Raw genomic sequence first — 20,548 nt, 5'->3', positions numbered from 1 at the left:
TTTATTCCCCTTTTCTATCATTTATTGTTTTCATTGTTTCAATTAGTTTATTTAATTGAATTAATAAAGAACGATATTCTTGTTCTGTAATTCCTAAATTTGTTGCCATTGTTGTCGGCAATGAACAAGCCTTTTCTTTTAAATCTTTACCTTGTTCTGTTAATTTAATACAAACTTTGCGCTCATCTTCTTTGGAACGAACACGTTTTACAAGTTTTAATGATTCCATTCGTTTTAACATAGGTGTTAACGTACCGGAATCTAAAAATAGACGTTCTCCAATTTCTTTTACTGTTAGTCCATCTTGCTCCCATAGTACGAGTAAAGTAATGTACTGGGGATACGTAATACCCATCTCTTCTAAATATGGTCGATAAAAGCGGGTAACTTCTTTAGAACAGGCGTAAATAGAAAAACAAAGTTGGTTATCTAGATGTAAAGAATTCTCTGTCATACATAACTCCTCTCTAATTAGGTTGTGCGCAATTTAATTTTGTAAAACCAATATAACGAAAAAGAAATACAATGTCAAATACATTGTATTGAGAAAGTTTGTGCTACAATTTGGAACAATCATACATATTTTCCTTCATGATGAAAGAAGATAGGAAAGATGATGTTATAATTCATATGGAATAGTTTCCATCACTTGATTATGAGGGCTTTTTTTGGTAACGTACAAATAGAGTTATTAATTTATAATCATTATAAAGTAGAAAGTTTTTATTAGTTTTACTGAATCTCCTTTATTACATACGGAGAATAAATAAAAAATAATCGGTTGTTCACACGATTGTCAGATTCATAAGAGGAAAGTTGTATTATGATAGTAGATAAAGTGATAAAACGGGTGAAGGGGGACATGCTGCGTGCATATTCTTGTTGTTAGTGTAAATTATCGAACAGCCCCTGTAGAATTTCGTGAGAAACTCACATTTCAGGCAGCAGAGCTAGAGCAAGCAATGACTACATTACAAAATCAAAAGAGCGTGTTAGAGAATGTCATTGTATCAACTTGTAATCGCACTGAGATTTACGCTGTTGTCGATCAATTACACACGGGACGGTATTATATTAAGAAGTTTTTAGCTGATTGGTTTCAGCTTGAAATAGAAGAAGTCGCACCATATTTAACTATTTTTGAACAAGACGGTGCAATAGATCATTTATTCCGCGTGACGTGCGGTTTAGATTCTATGGTAGTTGGAGAAACACAGATTTTAGGCCAAATAAAAGATAGCTTTTTAGAAGCGCAACAAGTAAAAGCGACAGGCACAATTTTTAATGAGTTGTTTAAGCAGGTGGTTACGTTAGCGAAACGTGCGCACTCAGAAACGACGATTGGTGAAAGTGCGATGTCTGTTAGCTATGCTGCTGTTGAGCTTGGAAAGAAAATATTTGGTGATTTAACAGATTGTCATGTGCTTATTCTTGGTGCTGGTAAAATGGGTGAACTGGCACTGCAAAACTTATATGGAAGCGGTGCTCGAAAAGTAACAGTCATGAATAGGACGTTTACGAAAGCGGAAGTAATGGCTGAGAAATATATGGGACATGCAAAGCCTTTAAGTGAATTACAATGTGCATTATTAGAAGCAGATATTCTAATTAGTTCAACTGGTGCATCTGAGTATGTCATTACGAAAGAGATGATGACAAAGGTAGAGAAAATGCGCTCTGGTCGTCCACTATTTATGGTGGATATTGCAGTGCCGCGTGATATTGATCCAGCGATTGATGAGCTAGAAGGTTCTTTCTTATATGACATTGATGATTTGCAAGGAGTAGTGGAAGCAAATCGTGCTGAGCGTTTGAAAGAAGCGGAGAAAATTCAATTTATGATTGAAGAGGAAATTGTTTTATTTAAAACGTGGTTAAGTACACTTGGTGTTGTTCCGTTAATAGCAGCTCTTCGTGATAAGGCACTTGCTATCCAAAGTGAAACGATGGAAAGTTTGGAACGAAAAATACCGAATCTTAGTGATCGTGAGAGAAAAGTAATTAGTAAGCATACGAAAAGTATTATTAATCAATTATTAAAAGACCCAATTTTAGTAGCGAAAGAAATAGCTGCTGAAGAGGGCGCAGACGAAAAATTAGCGTTATTTGCAAAGATTTTCGACTTAGAAATGGAAGACGTAGAGAGTTGTGCGGAAGAAGTAGAACATAAAAGAGCATGGACACCATCCGTTCCATCTTTATAATTTGGAAGGATGATCGGATGAGTTTTTTAAATAACAGTATTATTTATCATATTGCAATTATTTTATATGCTTGTAGCATTAGTTTATATTTTATAGATTATTTCCAAAGTAACCGAAAGGCGAACCGATTTGCTTTTTGGTTACTTTCGATTGTATGGGTTCTGCAGTCTATCTTTATGTTACTCAGGGCTACAGATTCAGAAACGAACCCTATATTAACTTTATTATCAGGGATTTATTTTTATGTTTGGCTATTGATTACGATGTCGTTAGTCATTAATCGATTTATGAGAATTGACTTTCTAGTCTTTTTTACAAATGTTGTCGCATTTGGCGTAAGCGCTTTTTCAATTTTTACACCGCTCGGAAAGATGTCGCCAGTACTGGCAGAGCAATTAGTTTCAGAACTTGTATATGTACATGTCGGTATGGCTATTATTTCTTATGCAACTTTCACTGTATCGTTCATTTTTTCTATTATGTATTTATTGCAATATCGCCTATTAAAAAAGAAAAAATGGAATGCGAGATTAAGAAGGTTAGGGAATTTACCGAAGCTAGAATCGATGTCTTACGGATTAAATTTATTTTCTGTTCCATTTTTCTTACTAGCTATTTTATTAGGATGCATATGGGGATATACGAAATTGGACAATTTCCATTGGTATGATACGAAAGTGATCGGGTCTTTTGTCGTTCTATTTGTATATTGTGCTGGCCTATATTTACGAGTGGCAGATGTGTTGCAAGGGAAGAAAATCGTGCAGTGGAACATCGGAGCATTTCTCGTAATGCTAATCAATATTTTTCTATTAAGCAGTTTATCCAACTTCCACTTTTGGTATTTATAATGAGGAGAGAGAATTATGCGCAAAATTATTGTAGGGTCACGAAAGAGTAAATTAGCATTAACGCAAACAAACTGGTTTATTGATCAGTTAAAAGCACTAGGTTTACCATATGAATTTGAAGTGAAAGAAATCGTCACAAAAGGTGATGTTATTTTAGATGTTACTCTTTCAAAAGTAGGCGGAAAAGGCTTGTTTGTTAAAGAGATTGAACATGCGTTACTTACGAAAGAAATTGATATGGCTGTACATAGTATGAAAGATATGCCGGCCGTACTTCCAGAAGGATTAATGATTGGTTGTACACCGAAGCGTGTTGACCCTCGTGATGCTTTTATCTCAAAAAGCGGAGCATCGTTTAAAGAGTTAGCAGAAGGCGCTATTTTAGGTACGAGTAGTTTAAGACGCAGTGCACAATTATTAGCTGCGAGACCAGATTTACAAGTGAAGTGGATTCGAGGAAATATCGATACACGTTTACGTAAATTACAAGAAGAAGATTACGATGCAATCATTTTAGCGACAGCTGGCTTACAAAGAATGGGCTGGGATAATGAAGTTATTACAGAACATTTAGATGAGACGTTATGTGTACCTGCTGTAGGACAAGGTGCATTAGCGATTGAATGCCGTGAGGATGATAAGGATTTACTACAGTTGTTAGCGCATATGAATGATGCAGTAACAGAAAGAACAGTGGCGGCAGAACGAGTATTTCTTCATAAACTTGAAGGTGGATGCCAAGTTCCGATCGCTGGATATGCAACTCTTACAGAAAATGATGCAATCGAATTAACAGCTCTTGTCGGTTCTATGGACGGTTCGGTTTTATTGAAAGAGACAGTAGTAGGAACTAATCCAGAGGAAGTAGGATTAGAGGCTGCGGACCGTTTAATTAAACAAGGCGCCAAAGAACTCATTCTTGCTGCAAATAAGGGGCAACAATAAATATGAACGCTTTCGCTGGCAAAACGGTATTAATTACACGTGCCCAGCATCAAGCGAAACAAATGAGTGTAGCGGTGAAAGAAAAGAGCGGAATTCCATTGGAAATTCCGCTTTTGCGTATGGAAGGTATGTCTCATAGGCAAATTCAACATATAGCAGGGCAGCTGCATTCGTATGACTGGGTTATTTTTACGAGTAAAAATGGGGTAGCTTTTTTTCTAGATAGTTTGAGAAAGAAGTTACCCGCAAAGACTAAAATTGCTGCAGTAGGTGTGAAAACAAGGTTAGAGTTAGAAAAGCGGGGCTATCAAGTGGACTTCGTTCCAACTTCATTTGTTGCAGAAGTATTTGCAGAAGAATTTGTAAAAAGACTAAGCGGGAACGAGTGCATTTTATTTCCGAAAGGGAATTTAGCAAGAGATGTAATTCCAGCTGCACTTCGCAAAATTGGTGTTTCTCTAGATGAGCTAATCGTATATGGTACGAAAGAGAATGTAGAGAAAAGGCAAGAGCTTATAGTAGCGTTAGAAGTAGGGGAAGTAGACATTATTACATTTACGAGCCCTTCAACTGTTACTAGTTTTGTTCATTTACTTGAGGGTACAAACTGGAGAGAATGGACAAAAAAATGTACAATTGCTTGTATAGGGCCTATTACGGAAAAAGAGGCGAGACTTTATTTTCCACATGTTATTATGCCGGAAGAGTACACTGTAGAAGCATTACTACAATGCATTTGTGAATCTATAAAATAAAAGAATGGGGATAGAAATCTATGAACTCTTTACAATTTAATCGTCATCGTCGCTTAAGACAAAGCGGTAATATGCGTGCGCTTGTGCGTGAAACGTTTTTACATACGGAAGATTTTATTTACCCTATTTTTGTATTAGAAGGAGAAAATGTTCGTAATGAAGTGCCTTCTATGCCAGGCGTATATCAAATGTCTTTAGATTTATTGCAAGCTGAAATGCAAGAGGTTGTTGATTTAGGTATTCGTTCTGTTATTGTATTTGGTTTACCTGCTGAAAAAGATGAAGTTGGATCATCAGCATATTGTGATCATGGAATTGTGCAACGTGCAATTAAGCAAATTAAAGGTGAATTCCCTGAGCTAGTAGTAGTTGCAGATACATGTTTATGTCAATTCACAAGCCATGGTCATTGCGGTGTAATTGAAGATGGTATTATTTTAAATGACGAGTCTCTTGCAGTTCTTGCGAAAACAGCTGTAAGCCAAGCGAAAGCAGGAGCGGACATTATTGCGCCATCAAACATGATGGACGGATTCGTAACAGCAATTCGCCATGCATTAGATGAAAATGGTTTTGGACACGTACCAGTAATGTCGTACGCTGTGAAATATTCATCAGCATTTTACGGGCCATTCCGTGATGCGGCGCACGGTGCCCCGCAATTTGGTGATCGTAAAACATATCAAATGGATCCAGCGAACCGTATGGAAGCATTCCGTGAAGCAGAATCAGATGTAATGGAAGGGGCGGATTTCTTAATTGTAAAGCCAGCTCTTTCTTACTTAGATATTGTTCGTGATGTGAAAAATAACTTTAATTTACCAGTTGTTGCTTATAACGTAAGTGGTGAATATTCGATGATTAAAGCGGCAGCGCAAAATGGTTGGATTAATGAAAAAGAAGTTGTACTTGAAAAATTAATTAGCATGAAACGTGCAGGAGCAGATTTAATTATTACGTATCATGCAAAAGATGCAGCAAGTTGGTTACAAGAAGGAGGCGCTAAATAATGAAAAAGTTTGATAAGTCGATTGCGGCGTTTGAAGAGGCACAAGGTTTAATGCCTGGTGGCGTAAATAGCCCTGTTCGTGCCTTTAAGTCTGTCGGTATGAATCCGTTGTTTATGGAGCGCGGAAAAGGCTCTAAAGTATATGATATCGATGGGAATGAATACATCGATTACGTATTATCATGGGGTCCTTTAATTCATGGTCATGCGAACGATCGTGTTGTTGAAGCTTTAAAGTCTGTTGCTGAAAGAGGAACAAGCTTCGGTGCCCCAACGGAAATTGAGAATAAATTAGCGAAACTTGTTATTGAGCGCGTACCATCAATTGAGATTGTACGTATGGTTAACTCTGGAACAGAAGCGACAATGAGTGCGCTACGTTTAGCTCGTGGTTATACAGGCCGTAACAAAATTTTGAAATTCATCGGTTGTTACCACGGTCATGGTGATTCGTTATTAATTAAAGCGGGTTCTGGTGTGGCGACGCTAGGTTTACCAGATAGCCCTGGTGTGCCAGAAGGTGTAGCGAAAAATACGATTACCGTAGCGTATAACGATTTAGATAGTGTGAAATACGCTTTCGAACAATTCGGTGATGATATTGCTTGTATAATTGTAGAACCAGTAGCAGGAAATATGGGTGTTGTTCCTCCGCAACCAGGATTTTTAGAAGGTCTTCGTGAAGTAACAGAGCAAAATGGTGCATTGCTTATTTTTGATGAAGTCATGACAGGATTCCGAGTTGCTTATAATTGTGGACAAGGTTATTACGGTGTAACACCTGATTTAACTTGTTTAGGTAAAGTAATCGGTGGTGGCTTACCAGTAGGAGCATACGGTGGTAAAGCAGAAATTATGCGCCAAGTTGCACCGAGCGGACCGATTTACCAAGCAGGTACTTTATCAGGTAACCCACTTGCAATGGCAGCAGGTTATGAAACGTTAGTACAGTTAACGCCAGAATCATATGTAGAATTTGAGCGCAAAGCTGAAATGTTAGAAGCTGGCTTACGTAAATCGGCTGAAAAACATGGCATTCCGCATCATATTAACCGTGCGGGTTCTATGATTGGTATCTTCTTTACAGATGAACAAGTTATTAATTACGATGCAGCAAAATCTTCAAACTTAGAATTCTTTGCGGCTTACTATCGTGAAATGGTAGAACAAGGTGTATTCTTGCCACCATCTCAATTCGAAGGTCTATTCTTATCGACAGCACATAGTGATGCAGATATTGAAGCGACGATTGCAGCGGCTGAAATTGCAATGTCAAAATTAAAAGCTTAATTGTTGAAAGAAAATCGCTCTCCATAAGGGGAGCGATTTTTTTTATTCATAAAGTCAGCTTTCCATACATAAATCTGTAATGACATATAGTTTGGGAGGGGGAAAAGAAGTGGCAACAGATCATTCATTACGTTTTTCATTAAAAGAATCTGTTTGGTTCCAAAAAGGACAGGAAGTCGAAGAACTTTTGTCAATTTCGTTAGATCCAGACGTTGAGATAGAAGAGCTTGATCATGAAGTTATCGTGAGAGGGCAATTAGATTTAACGGGAGAGTATGTTGCAAGGCAAGATGATTCGGCTTATTCATTAAGAGATCTATCACCAGCGAAGTCAATTGATTATGTAGAAACAAGAGAAGATGGGGTTAATGAACTTGTTCATTCCTTTCCGCTTGAAATATCAATTCCGAGAAACCGTGTGAAAGTAATTGAAGAACTATATGTATCTATCGAGGAATTTGATTATGAATTAAAGGAAAATGGTTGCTTACAACTATTAGCGGATATATCTATTACAGGTTTATGTGATGAAGAAAGAATTGAGGATGAAGAGGAAGAAACGGCGTATGCTGAGTTAGAAGATGATTCAGCGCAAGAGTATGAAACTAGACCAACGCCGCACGTAGAAGAACCAGCTTATAAGGAATCAGATGAGTGGGAAGATTACGCATTTGAACCGTTCCAACTAGAAGAAAGAAAAGAGCAGGAAGTAGAGGAAGAGGAAATAGAAGAACATGAATTTGTAGAGCGTGAAGAGGAGAAAGAAACAACGCCGCAATTTGAATTGTTCGGACGAAAAGATTTCAAGAAAGAGAAAGAGAAAAAGAAAAAGCAAGAAGAGCAAGAAGAAGAAGCCTACTCACAGCGAGATGAAAATGCGCTTTATTTAACGAAAATATTTACGAAAGAACCGGAAGAAGAATTTACAAAGTTAAGAATGTATTTCGTGCAAGAAGGAGATACAATCGAATCTGTTGCAGATCGTTATGAAACGTCTGTACAAAACTTATACCGTATTAATCAAACAGAAGATATATATTTAACGGCAGGACAAATTATTTATATTCCTGTTTCAAGAACAAAAACGAAATAAGTGAGTGTTTTCACTCACTTATTTTTCTAAAGGCTATGTTTTGAATAGAAAGGGTTATTCGTATGGATATGGAATTACGAAATCGCTATGAACCCATTGTAAGGCAATATAGATTGGATACGCAGCATATGGAAGAGCACGGAAGTGTAACGAAAATTTACACGAATCAAGGTCCGTATGCGCTCAAGAAAATAGAAGGCAGAAAGTTAGAGCGGAATAACTTTCTGCATCATATTCAATATTTGAAGGAGAAAGGTTTTTCAAATTATGTACCTATATACCATGCGACGGATGGAAATTATATTTTAAATGATGGTACGTATAATTATTATTTAATGCCTTGGTTAGAACGTGCGGAAGGCAACGGCGAGGATAATGATCAATACCATAAAATGTTTCAAACTCTCGGGACGTTACATCAAAAAACGGTGAAAGAAGAAACGTATACAGAAGAAGATTTAGAAAAACATTATACAAATATATCCGATCGCTGGGAGAATGATGGTGAGATGTTAGAAGAGTTTCTCGTAGAATCTGAAGCGAAGTGGTATATGTCTCCGTTTGAATTGCAATATTGTACGTACTATCATCATGTAATGAGGGCGCGTGAGTTTGCAACGAAGCAATTAACTGAGTGGAACGATGCGATGAAGGAAAAAGAAAAAACACGTATTACTTTTGTACATGGTAACGTATCGCTTAATCATTTCTTATTTGATTATGAACGGAATGGCTATTTTATTAGTTTAGAAAAATCGAAGTTTGCTACACCGGTGCAAGATATAGTAGGGTTTTATTCTCGGTCTTTAAACACGTATCCAATTGCGCGAAGTGATCGGTTTGAATGGTATCAAATGTACCAAAAAAATTTCCCTTTTACGAAAGAAGAGCAACTACTCATGTTTGCGTATATGACGTATCCATCACAATTTATTCGGCAAATCAAGTCTTATAAGAAAAGAAGAGAGAGTCGCAATGAGGAAAATGAACTTCTCGGAGTAAAGAGCTTGCAACAATCGCATTGGCTCGTTAGCAATATAGAATATTTCCTTTCGCAATTACAAGCTGCCCAGCAAGGGAACGGATAAAGTGAGGGGGTCTTACTGCCCGCAAATAGCGGGATAAAGAAGATAAGTAGAGGATGCTACTTATCTTCTTTTTTTGCCCAAAAAGCCGTAGTATTAAATTTATCTTGACGAATAGGGTTTCGTTTTTTACACTATTGTATATAATAATTAACAATCATATAAATGCCTTGAAGGGGAAGAGTATAACAAGAAACGTCTTCAGAGAGGAGAATCATTAGCTGGGAGATTCTCTAGATAGTTATGTTAGAAGGTAGCCCTGGAGCATCTTTTCTGAACGGAATAGTTCTCATTAGGAAAAGACGGATTTGTCCGTTATCAAATTAAGAGTATAAGCAAATTCCTGAATTTGTTTGTAAATAAAGGTGGTACCGCGATGTCCCTCGTCCTTTTTGGATGAGGGGCATTTTTTATTTTAAGGAGGGAAAATAATGTCAAACACGGAAAAGAATTTACCAACTAAATATGATCATATGTCCGTTGAAGAAGGGCTTTATCAATGGTGGCTTGAAGGCAAATATTTCGAAGCAACAGGAGATGAGAAGAAACAACCATACACAATTGTAATTCCACCTCCGAACGTAACTGGTAAGTTACACTTAGGTCATGCTTGGGATACAACTCTTCAAGATATTTTAACTCGTACGAAGCGTATGCAAGGTTACGATGTATTATGGCTTCCAGGAATGGACCATGCGGGTATCGCAACACAAGCGAAAGTAGAAGGAAAACTTCGTGAAGAAGGTATTTCACGTTACGATCTTGGCCGTGAGAAATTCCTTGAAAAAGCTTGGGAATGGAAAGAGGAATACGCGTCTCACATTCGTCAACAATGGGGGAAAGTTGGTTTAGGACTAGACTATTCTCGTGAACGTTTCACATTAGACGAAGGTTTATCTGATGCGGTTAATAAAGTATTCGTTCAATTATACGAAAAAGGCTTAATTTACCGCGGTGAATATATTATCAACTGGGACCCAGCAACACGCACAGCTCTTTCTGATATTGAAGTAATTCATAAAGAAGTTCAAGGTGCATTCTACCATATGAACTATCCGTTAACAGATGGTTCTGGTCATATTCGTCTTGCGACTACTCGTCCAGAAACGATGCTTGGTGATACAGCAGTAGCAGTTCATCCAGAAGACGATCGTTACAAACATTTAATCGGAAAAACAGTTACACTTCCAATCGTAGGCCGTGAGATTCCGATTATTGCTGATGAGTACGTAGAAAAAGATTTCGGAACAGGCGTTGTAAAAATTACACCAGCTCATGACCCGAATGACTTTGAAGTAGGTAACCGTCATGATTTACCACGTATCTTAGTAATGAACGAAGATGGATCAATGAACGAAAAAGCTGGTAAGTATAACGGTATGGATCGTTTCGAATGCCGTAAAGCGTTAGTGAAGGACTTACAAGAAGCGGGCGTATTAGTAGAAATTGAGCCTCATATGCATTCAGTAGGTCATAGTGAGCGTAGTGGTGCAGTTGTTGAGCCTTACTTATCAACACAATGGTTCGTAAAAATGGCTCCACTTGCTGAGAAGGCAGTAGAGCTTCAACAAAAAGAAGAAGAGAAAGTAACGTTCGTACCAGAACGTTTTGAAAACACATACTTACGCTGGATGGAAAACATTCACGACTGGTGTATTTCTCGTCAATTATGGTGGGGACACCGTATTCCAGCTTGGTATCATAAAGAAACTGGTGAAGTATACGTAGGTACAGATGCACCAGCAGATATTGAAAACTGGAATCAAGATAACGACGTACTTGATACATGGTTCAGTTCAGCGTTATGGCCGTTCTCAACACTTGGCTGGCCGGATGAAGATTCAGCAGACTTTAAACGTTATTATTCAACAGATGCATTAGTAACGGGTTATGACATCATCTTCTTCTGGGTATCTCGTATGATTTTCCAAGGTTTAGAGTTTACTGGTGAGCGTCCATTTAAAGATGTATTAATTCACGGTTTAGTTCGTGATGAGCAAGGACGTAAAATGAGTAAATCTCTTGGTAACGGTATTGATCCAATGGATGTTATCGAGAAGTATGGTGCAGATGCAATGCGCTATTTCTTATCAACAGGAAGCGCACCAGGTCAAGATTTACGTTTCAGTATGGAAAAAGTAGAGTCTACTTGGAACTTCATTAATAAAATTTGGAACGCATCACGTTTCGTATTAATGAACATGGATGATATGAAGTATGAAGAAATCGATTTAACTGGTGAAAAATCAGTTGCGGATAAGTGGATTTTAACTCGCTTAAACGAAACAATCGAAAGCGTAACGCGTAACATGGATAAATATGAGTTCGGTGAAGCTGGTCGTTCATTATACAACTTCATTTGGGACGATTTCTGTGACTGGTACATTGAAATGGCGAAACTTCCACTATACGGTGAAGATGAAGCAGCTAAGAAAACAACTCGTTCTATTTTAGCTTACGTATTAGACCAAACAATGCGTCTATTACACCCATTCATGCCATTCGTAACAGAGAAAATTTGGCAACATTTACCGCATGAAGGCGAATCTATTACAGTAGCAGCATGGCCAACAGTTCGCGAAGATTTACAAGATACAGAAGCTGCGGCAGAAATGCACCTTCTAGTTGATATCATTCGCTCTGTTCGTAACATCCGTGCAGAAGTTAATACGCCAATGAGCAAAAAAGTCCAAATGCAAATTAAAGCAAAAGATGAGGCTATACTTGCTCAACTTACAAAAAACAGCTCTTACATTGAGCGTTTCTGTAACCCAAGCGAATTAATAATTCAAACGGATTTACAAGCACCAGAAAAAGCGATGACTGCAATCGTATCAGGTGCAGAGTTATTCTTACCGTTAGCTGATCTTATCAATCTTGATGAAGAGAGAGCACGTCTTGAGAAAGAATTTGAGAAGTTCGACAAAGAAGTAGAACGTGTACAGAAGAAACTTTCAAACCAAGGTTTCGTAGCGAAAGCTCCTGCAGCAGTTATTGACGGAGAGCGTGCGAAAGAGCAAGACTACCTAGAAAAACGTGAAGCAGTTCGCCAACGTCTAGCAGATCTTGAAAAGTAAAATATTTTTTAGAGGCTCACTATATTGGTGAGTCTCTTTTCTTTGCGTATAATAGGAGTATGAAGGTTGTCTTTTGAAAGGGGAAAGCATACGTGATACATACATACGAAGAAGCGATAGGGTGGATTCATAGCCGATTGAAGTTTGGTATTAAACCAGGATTAGAAAGAATGAGATGGATGCTAGAAGAGCTCGGAAATCCAGAGCGTCACATAAAATGTGTTCATCTTGCTGGCACAAATGGAAAAGGTTCAACGTTAACATATATGCGCTACATGTTAGAAGATGCAAAATATAAGGTAGGAACATTTACCTCTCCATATATTGAAACATTTAACGAACGTATTAGTGTGAACGGGACACCAATTGCAGATGAAGAGATTACTGAACTTGTAAAGATGGTAAAGCAAGTCGTTGAAAAACTAGATGAGACGGATTTAGGGGAAGCGACTGAGTTTGAAATTATTACTGTTATGGCAATTTGTTATTTTGGTAAAGTTAATTTCTGTGATGTTGTTTTATTTGAAACAGGGCTTGGAGGGCGCTTTGATTCTACGAATGTTATTCATCCTGTTCTTACGATTATTACAAATATCGGCCACGATCATATGCATATTTTAGGGAACACACTAGGAGAAATTGCATATGAAAAGGCGGGGATTATTAAGTCCGGTGTTCCGGTTATTACTGGTGTACAAGATGAGGAAGCATTGCAAGTCATTCAAAAAGTTGCAAAGGAAAATCATGCAAACTTATACGAGATGGGCAAGCATTTTACAGCGTTACATAAACAGTCTAGCGAAGATGGAGAGCAGTTCGATTTCACTTGTCCTTTTGCCACTTTTGAAGATGTGCGAATCTCAATGAAAGGTATTCACCAAGTAGGAAACGCAGCACTTGCACTTATGGCAGTCATGTATGTCAAAACATACTTATCATTTTTAATTGAGGAAGAAGAAATAAGAACTGGATTACAGGAAGCGTATTGGATTGGGCGATTTGAAAAACTGCAAAGCAATCCAGATATTATTATAGATGGTGCCCATAACCCAGAAGGTATCGAAAGTCTTGTGAAAACAGTAGAAGCACATTACAAAGATAAAAATGTAATAGTTTTATTTACTGCCCTAGGTGATAAACAATTGCATAATATGGTAGATCAATTAGAAACCATTGCTGATGAAATTATTTTTACAACATTCGCCTTTGATCGTGCTATTTCTGCTGACAAGCTTGCATCGTATGCAAAGAAAGAGTCAAAATTAGTTTTTGAAAATTGGAAAGAGGCAATTGATACGAAGGTTGAAATGATTGGAGAAAATGATGTTTTCATCATAACAGGTTCTCTTTACTTTATTTCGGAAGTTCGAAAATATATTCGCGAGAAAAACTAGATAGTCTTTGCTATCTAGTTTTTTTGTTCTACAAATGAAGTCAAATGCATACATATAAGATAAATATATTAGGGTTATTTGGCGAATTCCTCTGACAAATATCTCGTTTTTTTGTGAAATGAATATGATATGATGCGGACAACGATAAGAGGTGAGGTGTGAGTGTATGGACAAGCAATCACGAACGATCTCAGTGAAAGTGAATGGAACAGAAGCGAAGTATGAGGAGAAGAAGAAAGATGAATTTGAATGGATGGTAGTAGAAAGTGAGAGACCGAAAAACGTTGTTCCGTTTCAAAAAGCGAAATTGGTTTCTAAGGAAAAAAAACGAAAGAAGTGGAGCAATACGTTAATTGCAATCGTTGCAACTGCGATTGTTATTGGTACGGCGTTTGGGATGGGAATGCTGCAGTTACTTAAAGGACAAGGTGCGACAGGGGGAAGCGAAGTAACAGCTTCGAAGCAGATGCGAAATGAAGAATCAAAGGTGGGTGGAACGGCAGAACAAACACCGGCACCAAAAGAGGAAAAACAAAAAGCACAGACAGGAACGTCATTAGATCCAATGAAATTATTTTTTGTGCAAGGAGGGATTTATTCTTCCGAAGAAAAGGGACAGGCCGCTCTTGAAGAGTGGAAAGGCAATGGAGGCGTTGCAGCTTTAAAACCGATCGGTGATAAGTATGCATTAGTTGTTGGTATTGCTAGCGATGAACAGGGCATAAATCAATTAATGACACAGTATAAAAATGATAATGTCTCCGCATTGAAAAAGAACTGGGATATAACAGATAAAGCGTTACTTAAAGATGATAAAGAAGTTGGGGCGTTTTTAACAAAAGTACAGCCATTATATACTCATTTAGCAAAATATGCTTCCAGCGTACAAGCTAGTGGAAAAAGTAATGCAAAAGATATAGGTGCGATTGAAAAAGAGTGGAAAGCAATTGAAAAAGAAGGAAAAAGTATGAAGCAGGAAGAAGCAAAGAAATTGTATATGTATACGTCAGTAGCTGTACAAACGGTGAAGGCTGGAAAAGGTGATAAGGAATCTTTGACGAAATTAAATCAAGTTATTATTGATGGTATGCTTTCATATGAAAAAATTGTTTCCCAAAAGGTGAAATAATAGGATAATGAAATGACGAAGGAAGAAGTATAGGTACTTCTTTCTTTTCTTTTGAATTTAGAGCAAAGTGCTTTCTCTATGGCAGGACTATAATCGTATTTTAGTAAAGAAATATTATTTTGCTTAAAGAAAATAATATTTCTTTCATTTGTGGACAAACTATTCCTTTGATACGATTGATATAAATTGTTCTGCTTCATGTGAGAAAGGAAGGAGAAAATATGAGAAAAATTATTTTAGCTTCAGGATCACCTCGCAGGAAGGAATTGCTTGAGTTAGCGGATATACCATTTGAAATCATTGTAAGTGAAGTAGAAGAAACGATTGGTGCGTACTCATCACCTTCGGATATCGTTATGTCCCTTTCCCTGCAAAAAGCATCTGCGGTAGCAGAAACGAATAGTGACCACATTGTGTTAGGTGCAGACACAATTGTTACATATGAGTCGCGTATTCTTGGAAAGCCTTCTAATGAGGCTGAGGCGAAAGAAATGTTGCAATTATTATCAGGGAAAACACATGAAGTGTATACTGGTGTTGCAATTATGGCAAAAGACAAAACAGTCACTTTTTACGAGCGTACAGAAGTTACGTTTTGGGAATTAACAGAAGAGGAAATTGACGTATATGTTGCATCAAAAGAACCTCTTGATAAAGCAGGAAGTTATGGAATTCAAGGTAAAGGATCTATTTTTGTTCAACATATTCAAGGGGACTACTATAGTGTAGTCGGGTTACCAATTTCACGCCTTGTTCGGGAATTAAAACAATTTAATATTGATGTAACCCATGCGTAAAATTGCATGGGATTTTCTTTGAGAGAACAAATAAAAGGGGTGGAGAAATGAACGGTATTCGTGATGTTGTCAAAGAAGAACAGCCACGGGAGCGTTTATTGTTAGAAGGAGCGGGAAGCTTATCGAATCGGGAGCTTCTTGCTGTGTTACTTAGAACAGGTTCTAAAGAAGAAACAGTTTTAAAGTTATCAGATAAAATTTTACATCACTTTGATGGTTTACGTATGTTGAAAGATGCAACGTTAGAAGAGCTTGTCAGTATACATGGTGTTGGGATGGCAAAGGCAGCCCAGCTTATAGCTGCTTTTGAACTTGGTAGAAGAATGGTACGTTTAGAATATCAAAATAGATACAGCATTCGAAGCCCAGAAGATTGTGCGAGATATATGATGGAAGAAATGCGCTTCCTGCAACAGGAGCATTTTGTATGTTTATATTTGAACACAAAGAATCAAGTTATACATAGGCAAACGATTTTCATTGGCAGTTTAAACACATCAATTGTACATCCAAGGGAAGTTTTTAAAGAAGCGTTCCGTCGTGCAGCAGCCTCTATCATATGTCTTCATAACCATCCTTCAGGAGACCCCACGCCGAGCCGAGAAGATATTGAAGTAACAAAACGGTTAGTAGAATGCGGCAAGATTATCGGAATTGAAGTGCTTGACCATATTATAATAGGCGACCATAAATTCGTGAGTTTAAAGGAAAAAGGTCATATTTAAGACTATGCTTTTTACTTATTTTGTTTTATAATGTGATTTATGAGTTTTTTGTAGAAATTTATCTACAAAAAGGATAAAGATATAAAAAACGTACTGTTTTTATAATATAAAGTAAGAAAAAATGAGTCCGTGAAAACAAGAAAGGAAGATAAATAATATGTTTGGATTTGGTGGCTTTACTCGCGATCTTGGAATAGATTTAGGAACTGCGAACACGCTTGTATATGTAAAAGGAAAAGGTGTAGTTTTACGTGAACCTTCAGTAGTAGCGTTACAAACTGATACGAAACAAATCGTTGCTGTAGGTAGCGATGCAAAACAAATGATTGGTCGTACACCAGGAAACGTTGTGGCACTTCGCCCGATGAAAGACGGTGTAATTGCTGATTACGAAACGACAGCAACAATGATGAAATATTACATTCAACAAGCTCAAAAATCAAATGGATTCTTCTCACGTAAACCTTACGTAATGGTATGTGTACCGTCTGGTATTACAGCTGTAGAAAGACGTGCAGTAATCGATGCGACTCGTCAAGCGGGTGCTCGTGATGCTTATCCAATCGAAGAACCATTTGCAGCAGCAATTGGTGCGAACTTACCGGTTTGGGAACCAACTGGTAGTATGGTTGTTGATATCGGTGGAGGTACAACAGAAGTTGCAATTATTTCTTTAGGTGGTATTGTAACAAGTCAATCAGTTCGTGTTGCTGGTGATGATATGGACGATTCAATCATTCAGTACATTAAGAAAAGCTATAACTTAATGATTGGTGAAAGAACAGCTGAAGCATTAAAATTAGAAATCGGTTCTGCAGGCGAGCCAGAAGGTATCGAGCCTATGGAAATTCGCGGTCGTGATTTAGTAAGTGGTTTACCAAAAACAGTACTAATTCAACCGGAAGAAATTGCAGATGCATTAAAAGATACAGTAGATGCAATTGTAGAATCTGTTAAAAATACGTTAGAGAAAACTCCACCTGAATTAGCGGCAGACATTATGGACCGTGGTATCGTATTAACAGGTGGCGGAGCATTACTACGTAACTTAGATAAAGTTATTAGTGAAGAAACAAATATGCCAGTTCTTGTTGCAGAAGATCCATTAGATTGCGTAGCAATTGGAACGGGTAAAGCATTAGACAATATCGATCTTTTCAAAACTGCTGCTCGATAATATTGCAAAATAAAAATCAATGAAATTAAGAGGGTGTGAACGTGCCACAGTTTTTCTTAAACAAAAGATTAATTGTTTTGTTAGTTAGTATTATTCTTCTCGTGGCATTGATTGGAATCTCATTGAAAGAACGGAACAGTTTAACATGGCCAGAGCAGTTTGTTAAAGACACTGTCGGTGTTGTAGAACGTGTATTCCAAAAGCCAGCGAAATACGTAGCTGGATTCTTCGAAAATGTAGAGGATGTAAAGCGCACGTATGAAGAGAATAAAGAATTAAAAGCAAAATTAGATAATTACGGAAAATTATCAAGTCAAGTAAAACAATTAGAAGATGATAAAAAGAAGTTACAAGAGTTAACTGGTAAAACAAAGTTAAATAGTGGTTACACTGAAATCCCTGCTACTGTTGTTTCTCGTAATCCAGATAAATGGTACGATTTAATTGGAATTGATAAAGGAGCACAGCAAGGAATTAAAAAAGATATGGCTGTAGTAACTTCACAAGGTTTAGTTGGACGAGTGAAAAGTGTATCTCAGTTTACATCATCAGTAGAGTTGCTAAGCTCTATGAGCCGAACAAATCGTGTTTCTGCTATCGTACAAGGTGATGAGAAAATCTTTGGATTGATTGAAGGTTACGACAAAGAAAAGCACTTACTTCTTTTCACAAAGATTGGCTCTGATGCTCAGGTAGCGAAAGATCAATTAGTTGTAACATCTGGACTTGGTGATATTTTCCCGAAAGGTCTTGTAATTGGAACAATCGTTGATGTTCAGCCAGATCCATACGGCTTAACAAAAACAGCTTATGTAAAACCTGCCGCTGATTTGAATGACGTAGAGCATATTATGGTTGCTAAACGCGAAACGCCTTCAGCGCCATTAGAATAGGAGGGGGAGAAGAGATGATGAAGATTTTAAAAAGAGCAGCTCTTCCTCTTTTGCTCCTTTTTGTTTTTCTATTTGAAAATATGTTTGCTACTATTGTTCCAACAGAGGTTTTTTGGAAAGACAGTATAGCAGCACCTCATTTCTTTATAATTGCGTTATGTTTTATTACTGTGTACTATAGTCCGGTCCAAGGGATTTATTACGGACTCTTATTTGGTTTCTTATTTGATACCGTATACACAGAACTTGTCGGTATATATATTTTTGCATATCCGATTTTAGCTTATTTAGTTTATAGTGTGATGAAGATACTACAATTGAATTTATTTATTGTTGCTTCTATTGTACTAGCTAGCATTGTAGCACTAGAGTATTATGTGTATGGATTTTTAACTTTGTTAGGACGTACTCATATGTCAGCGTATGTCTTTTTCACAGATCGTCTCCTGTCTACTTTATTGCTAAATGCAATTTTCTTATTGATAGTTTGTTTCCCACTGAGACGATATTTAGTGCGTCTTTCAAAAGCGATGGAAGAAAAAGAAAAAAGGATTTTCTAATTTTATGTCGAATTGAATCGGTGGGGTGAACTTTAGTGGAAGAAAAAAAGCAACAAAATGTAACAATAAAAGGGACAAAAGACGGAATAACGCTTCATTTAGATGATTGTTGTTCATTCTCTGAATTGCTGGAGGAATTGGATGAAAAGCTTTCTACACATTACTATGATGGTGATGGGCGCTCTTTAATTGAAGTGCATGTGAAAGTGGGAAATCGTTATTTAACAGAAGTCCAACAAGAAGAGATTCGTACGTTAATTCGTAATAAAAAGAATCTTGTTGTGGATTCAATTGAAAGTGATGTTATAACTAAAGCAGAAGCAATAGCTTGGAAAGAAGAAACAGAAATTGTCCCTATTTCCAAAATTGTTCGCTCTGGACAAGTTTTACATGTAAAAGGAAATTTATTGTTAATTGGAGATGTTAATCCAGGCGGAACGGTTATCGCTGGGGGGAATATTTTTGTCGTAGGATCATTAAGAGGAATTGCGCATGCTGGGTATTATGGGGATTCGGATGCTGTAATCGCTGCATCTGATATGAACCCGATGCAACTTCGAATTAGTGATTTGGCAATGCGGGCTCCGGAAGAGAAAGAAGACGGAGCGGAGGCGGCAGAATGTGCGTATATTAATGAGAACAATCACATTGTTGTCGATCGACTGCAACTTCTCACTCATCTTAGACCTAATTTAACAAAGTTAGAAAGGGGAATTGTATAGCTGTGGGAGAGGCAATAGTAATTACATCTGGAAAAGGCGGAGTAGGTAAAACTACAACGTCTGCGAACATTGGTACGGCCCTGGCGTTATCTGGAAAGAAAGTGTGCTTAATTGACACTGATATCGGTCTTCGAAATTTAGACGTAGTAATGGGGCTGGAAAATCGTATTGTATTTGATCTTGTTGATGTCGTTGAAGGGCGTTGCCGTTTACCTCAGGCGCTTATTAAAGATAAGCGTTTTGATGATCTTTATTTATTACCTGCAGCACAAACGAGTGATAAATCAGCGGTAACACCTGAACAAATGGATGAATTAATACAAGTATTACGTCAAGATTATGATTACATATTAATTGATTGTCCTGCGGGGATTGAGCAGGGATTTAAAAATGCGGTAGCTGGTGCAGATAAAGCAATCGTTGTTACGACGCCAGAAGTATCCTCAATGCGCGATGCGGATCGTATTATCGGGCTTTTAGAAAAAGAGGATATTGAACCACCAAAACTTGTTATTAATCGTGTACGTAGTCATATGCTTCATGAGCAGGATATGTTAGATGTTGATGAAATCGTACGTACATTGTCAATCGAGCTTCTTGGTGTTGTCGAGGATGATGATGAAGTTATTCGTGCTACAAATACAGGTGAACCTGTAGCGTTGCAACCGAGCGGAAAAGCAGCGTTAGCTTATCGTAATATTGCAAGACGCTTGTTGGGTGAGAATGTACCATTGCAAGCATTTGGACAAGAAAAGGTATCGGTATTTACAAAGATGAAAAACTTCTTTGGAATCCGTTAAAAGCACTTCGCACATATGCGAAGTGCTTTCTTTTTTCTTCAC

General features: G+C 37.5%; 19 protein-coding genes and 1 other annotated feature. Of the genes, 18 read left to right on the top strand and 1 reads right to left on the bottom strand.

Annotated elements, in window-relative coordinates; all coding sequences use genetic code 11:
• Position 1: 1 nt before the first annotated feature.
• Positions 2-454, bottom strand: coding sequence for a MarR family winged helix-turn-helix transcriptional regulator (locus tag J0835_RS21895; protein ID WP_000138543.1), 453 nt, complete (start codon positions 452-454; stop codon positions 2-4).
• Positions 455-869: 415 nt separating this feature from the next.
• On the opposite strand from J0835_RS21895, the gene hemA reads away from it, so the two are divergent.
• The 18 genes from hemA (at position 870) to minD (ending at position 20,506) form a co-directional block, all read left to right on the top strand.
• The gene (gene hemA, locus J0835_RS21890; RefSeq protein WP_087982185.1) at positions 870-2,204 is read left to right on the top strand and encodes a glutamyl-tRNA reductase; all 1,335 of its coding nucleotides are present in this window, start codon (positions 870-872) and stop codon (positions 2,202-2,204) included.
• 17 nt (positions 2,205-2,221) lie between these two features.
• On the top strand, positions 2,222-3,055 hold the full coding sequence (locus J0835_RS21885; protein ID WP_000008998.1) for a cytochrome c biogenesis protein: 834 nt from the start codon (positions 2,222-2,224) through the stop codon (positions 3,053-3,055).
• A gap of 15 nt (positions 3,056-3,070) precedes the next feature.
• Positions 3,071-4,000, top strand: coding sequence for a hydroxymethylbilane synthase (hemC, locus tag J0835_RS21880; RefSeq protein ID WP_064474682.1), 930 nt, complete (start codon positions 3,071-3,073; stop codon positions 3,998-4,000).
• Between the two features lie 2 nt (positions 4,001-4,002).
• Positions 4,003-4,755: a uroporphyrinogen-III synthase gene (gene hemD, locus J0835_RS21875; RefSeq protein ID WP_087982183.1), complete on the top strand. Its 753-nt coding sequence runs from the start codon at positions 4,003-4,005 to the stop codon at positions 4,753-4,755.
• A 20-nt stretch (positions 4,756-4,775) separates the two neighbouring features.
• Complete coding sequence (gene hemB, locus J0835_RS21870) at positions 4,776-5,765, top strand: porphobilinogen synthase (protein ID WP_087982181.1); 990 nt, start codon at positions 4,776-4,778, stop codon at positions 5,763-5,765.
• On the top strand, positions 5,765-7,054 hold the full coding sequence (gene hemL / locus J0835_RS21865; RefSeq protein WP_087982179.1) for a glutamate-1-semialdehyde 2,1-aminomutase: 1,290 nt from the start codon (positions 5,765-5,767) through the stop codon (positions 7,052-7,054). Before hemB ends, hemL begins: the two co-directional genes overlap by 1 nt.
• A gap of 79 nt (positions 7,055-7,133) precedes the next feature.
• A complete protein-coding gene (spoVID, locus tag J0835_RS21860) occupies positions 7,134-8,147 on the top strand; it encodes a stage VI sporulation protein D (RefSeq protein ID WP_140386891.1) in 1,014 nt (337 codons plus the stop codon).
• A 62-nt stretch (positions 8,148-8,209) separates the two neighbouring features.
• Positions 8,210-9,235 (top strand): spore coat protein YsxE, encoded by a 1,026-nt coding sequence (ysxE, locus tag J0835_RS21855; protein WP_087982175.1) that lies wholly within the window; start codon positions 8,210-8,212, stop codon positions 9,233-9,235.
• 158 nt (positions 9,236-9,393) lie between these two features.
• Positions 9,394-9,626 (top strand) — a binding site (T-box leader).
• Positions 9,627-9,663: 37 nt separating this feature from the next.
• Positions 9,664-12,309, top strand: coding sequence for a valine--tRNA ligase (locus J0835_RS21850; RefSeq protein ID WP_087982173.1), 2,646 nt, complete (start codon positions 9,664-9,666; stop codon positions 12,307-12,309).
• Between the two features lie 92 nt (positions 12,310-12,401).
• Entirely contained in the window at positions 12,402-13,703 is a 1,302-nt protein-coding gene (locus J0835_RS21845; protein WP_087982171.1) for a bifunctional folylpolyglutamate synthase/dihydrofolate synthase, read from the top strand.
• Positions 13,704-13,869: 166 nt separating this feature from the next.
• The gene (locus tag J0835_RS21840; RefSeq protein WP_087982169.1) at positions 13,870-14,832 is read left to right on the top strand and encodes a stage II sporulation protein B; all 963 of its coding nucleotides are present in this window, start codon (positions 13,870-13,872) and stop codon (positions 14,830-14,832) included.
• Between the two features lie 221 nt (positions 14,833-15,053).
• The gene (locus J0835_RS21835) at positions 15,054-15,629 is read left to right on the top strand and encodes a Maf family protein (protein ID WP_087982167.1); all 576 of its coding nucleotides are present in this window, start codon (positions 15,054-15,056) and stop codon (positions 15,627-15,629) included.
• A gap of 47 nt (positions 15,630-15,676) precedes the next feature.
• Positions 15,677-16,354 (top strand): DNA repair protein RadC, encoded by a 678-nt coding sequence (radC, locus tag J0835_RS21830; protein ID WP_087982165.1) that lies wholly within the window; start codon positions 15,677-15,679, stop codon positions 16,352-16,354.
• 157 nt (positions 16,355-16,511) lie between these two features.
• A complete protein-coding gene (mreB, locus tag J0835_RS21825; protein WP_000466737.1) occupies positions 16,512-17,531 on the top strand; it encodes a cell shape-determining protein MreB in 1,020 nt (339 codons plus the stop codon).
• 41 nt (positions 17,532-17,572) lie between these two features.
• Positions 17,573-18,424: a rod shape-determining protein MreC gene (gene mreC, locus J0835_RS21820; protein WP_087982162.1), complete on the top strand. Its 852-nt coding sequence runs from the start codon at positions 17,573-17,575 to the stop codon at positions 18,422-18,424.
• Positions 18,425-18,438: 14 nt separating this feature from the next.
• Positions 18,439-18,984 (top strand): rod shape-determining protein MreD, encoded by a 546-nt coding sequence (gene mreD / locus J0835_RS21815; protein ID WP_000975756.1) that lies wholly within the window; start codon positions 18,439-18,441, stop codon positions 18,982-18,984.
• 35 nt (positions 18,985-19,019) lie between these two features.
• Complete coding sequence (gene minC / locus J0835_RS21810) at positions 19,020-19,706, top strand: septum site-determining protein MinC (RefSeq protein WP_087982160.1); 687 nt, start codon at positions 19,020-19,022, stop codon at positions 19,704-19,706.
• 2 nt (positions 19,707-19,708) lie between these two features.
• Positions 19,709-20,506: a septum site-determining protein MinD gene (gene minD / locus J0835_RS21805; RefSeq protein WP_000503312.1), complete on the top strand. Its 798-nt coding sequence runs from the start codon at positions 19,709-19,711 to the stop codon at positions 20,504-20,506.
• The last annotated feature ends 42 nt before the right edge of the window (positions 20,507-20,548 follow it).

It is taken from the genome of Bacillus cereus group sp. Sample62, from assembly GCF_036851315.1.
GTDB classification, from domain to species: domain Bacteria; phylum Bacillota; class Bacilli; order Bacillales; family Bacillaceae_G; genus Bacillus_A; species Bacillus_A wiedmannii.
The sequence above is the reverse complement of the archived record's forward strand: the minus strand, read 5'-3'. Positions and strand labels throughout refer to the sequence as shown.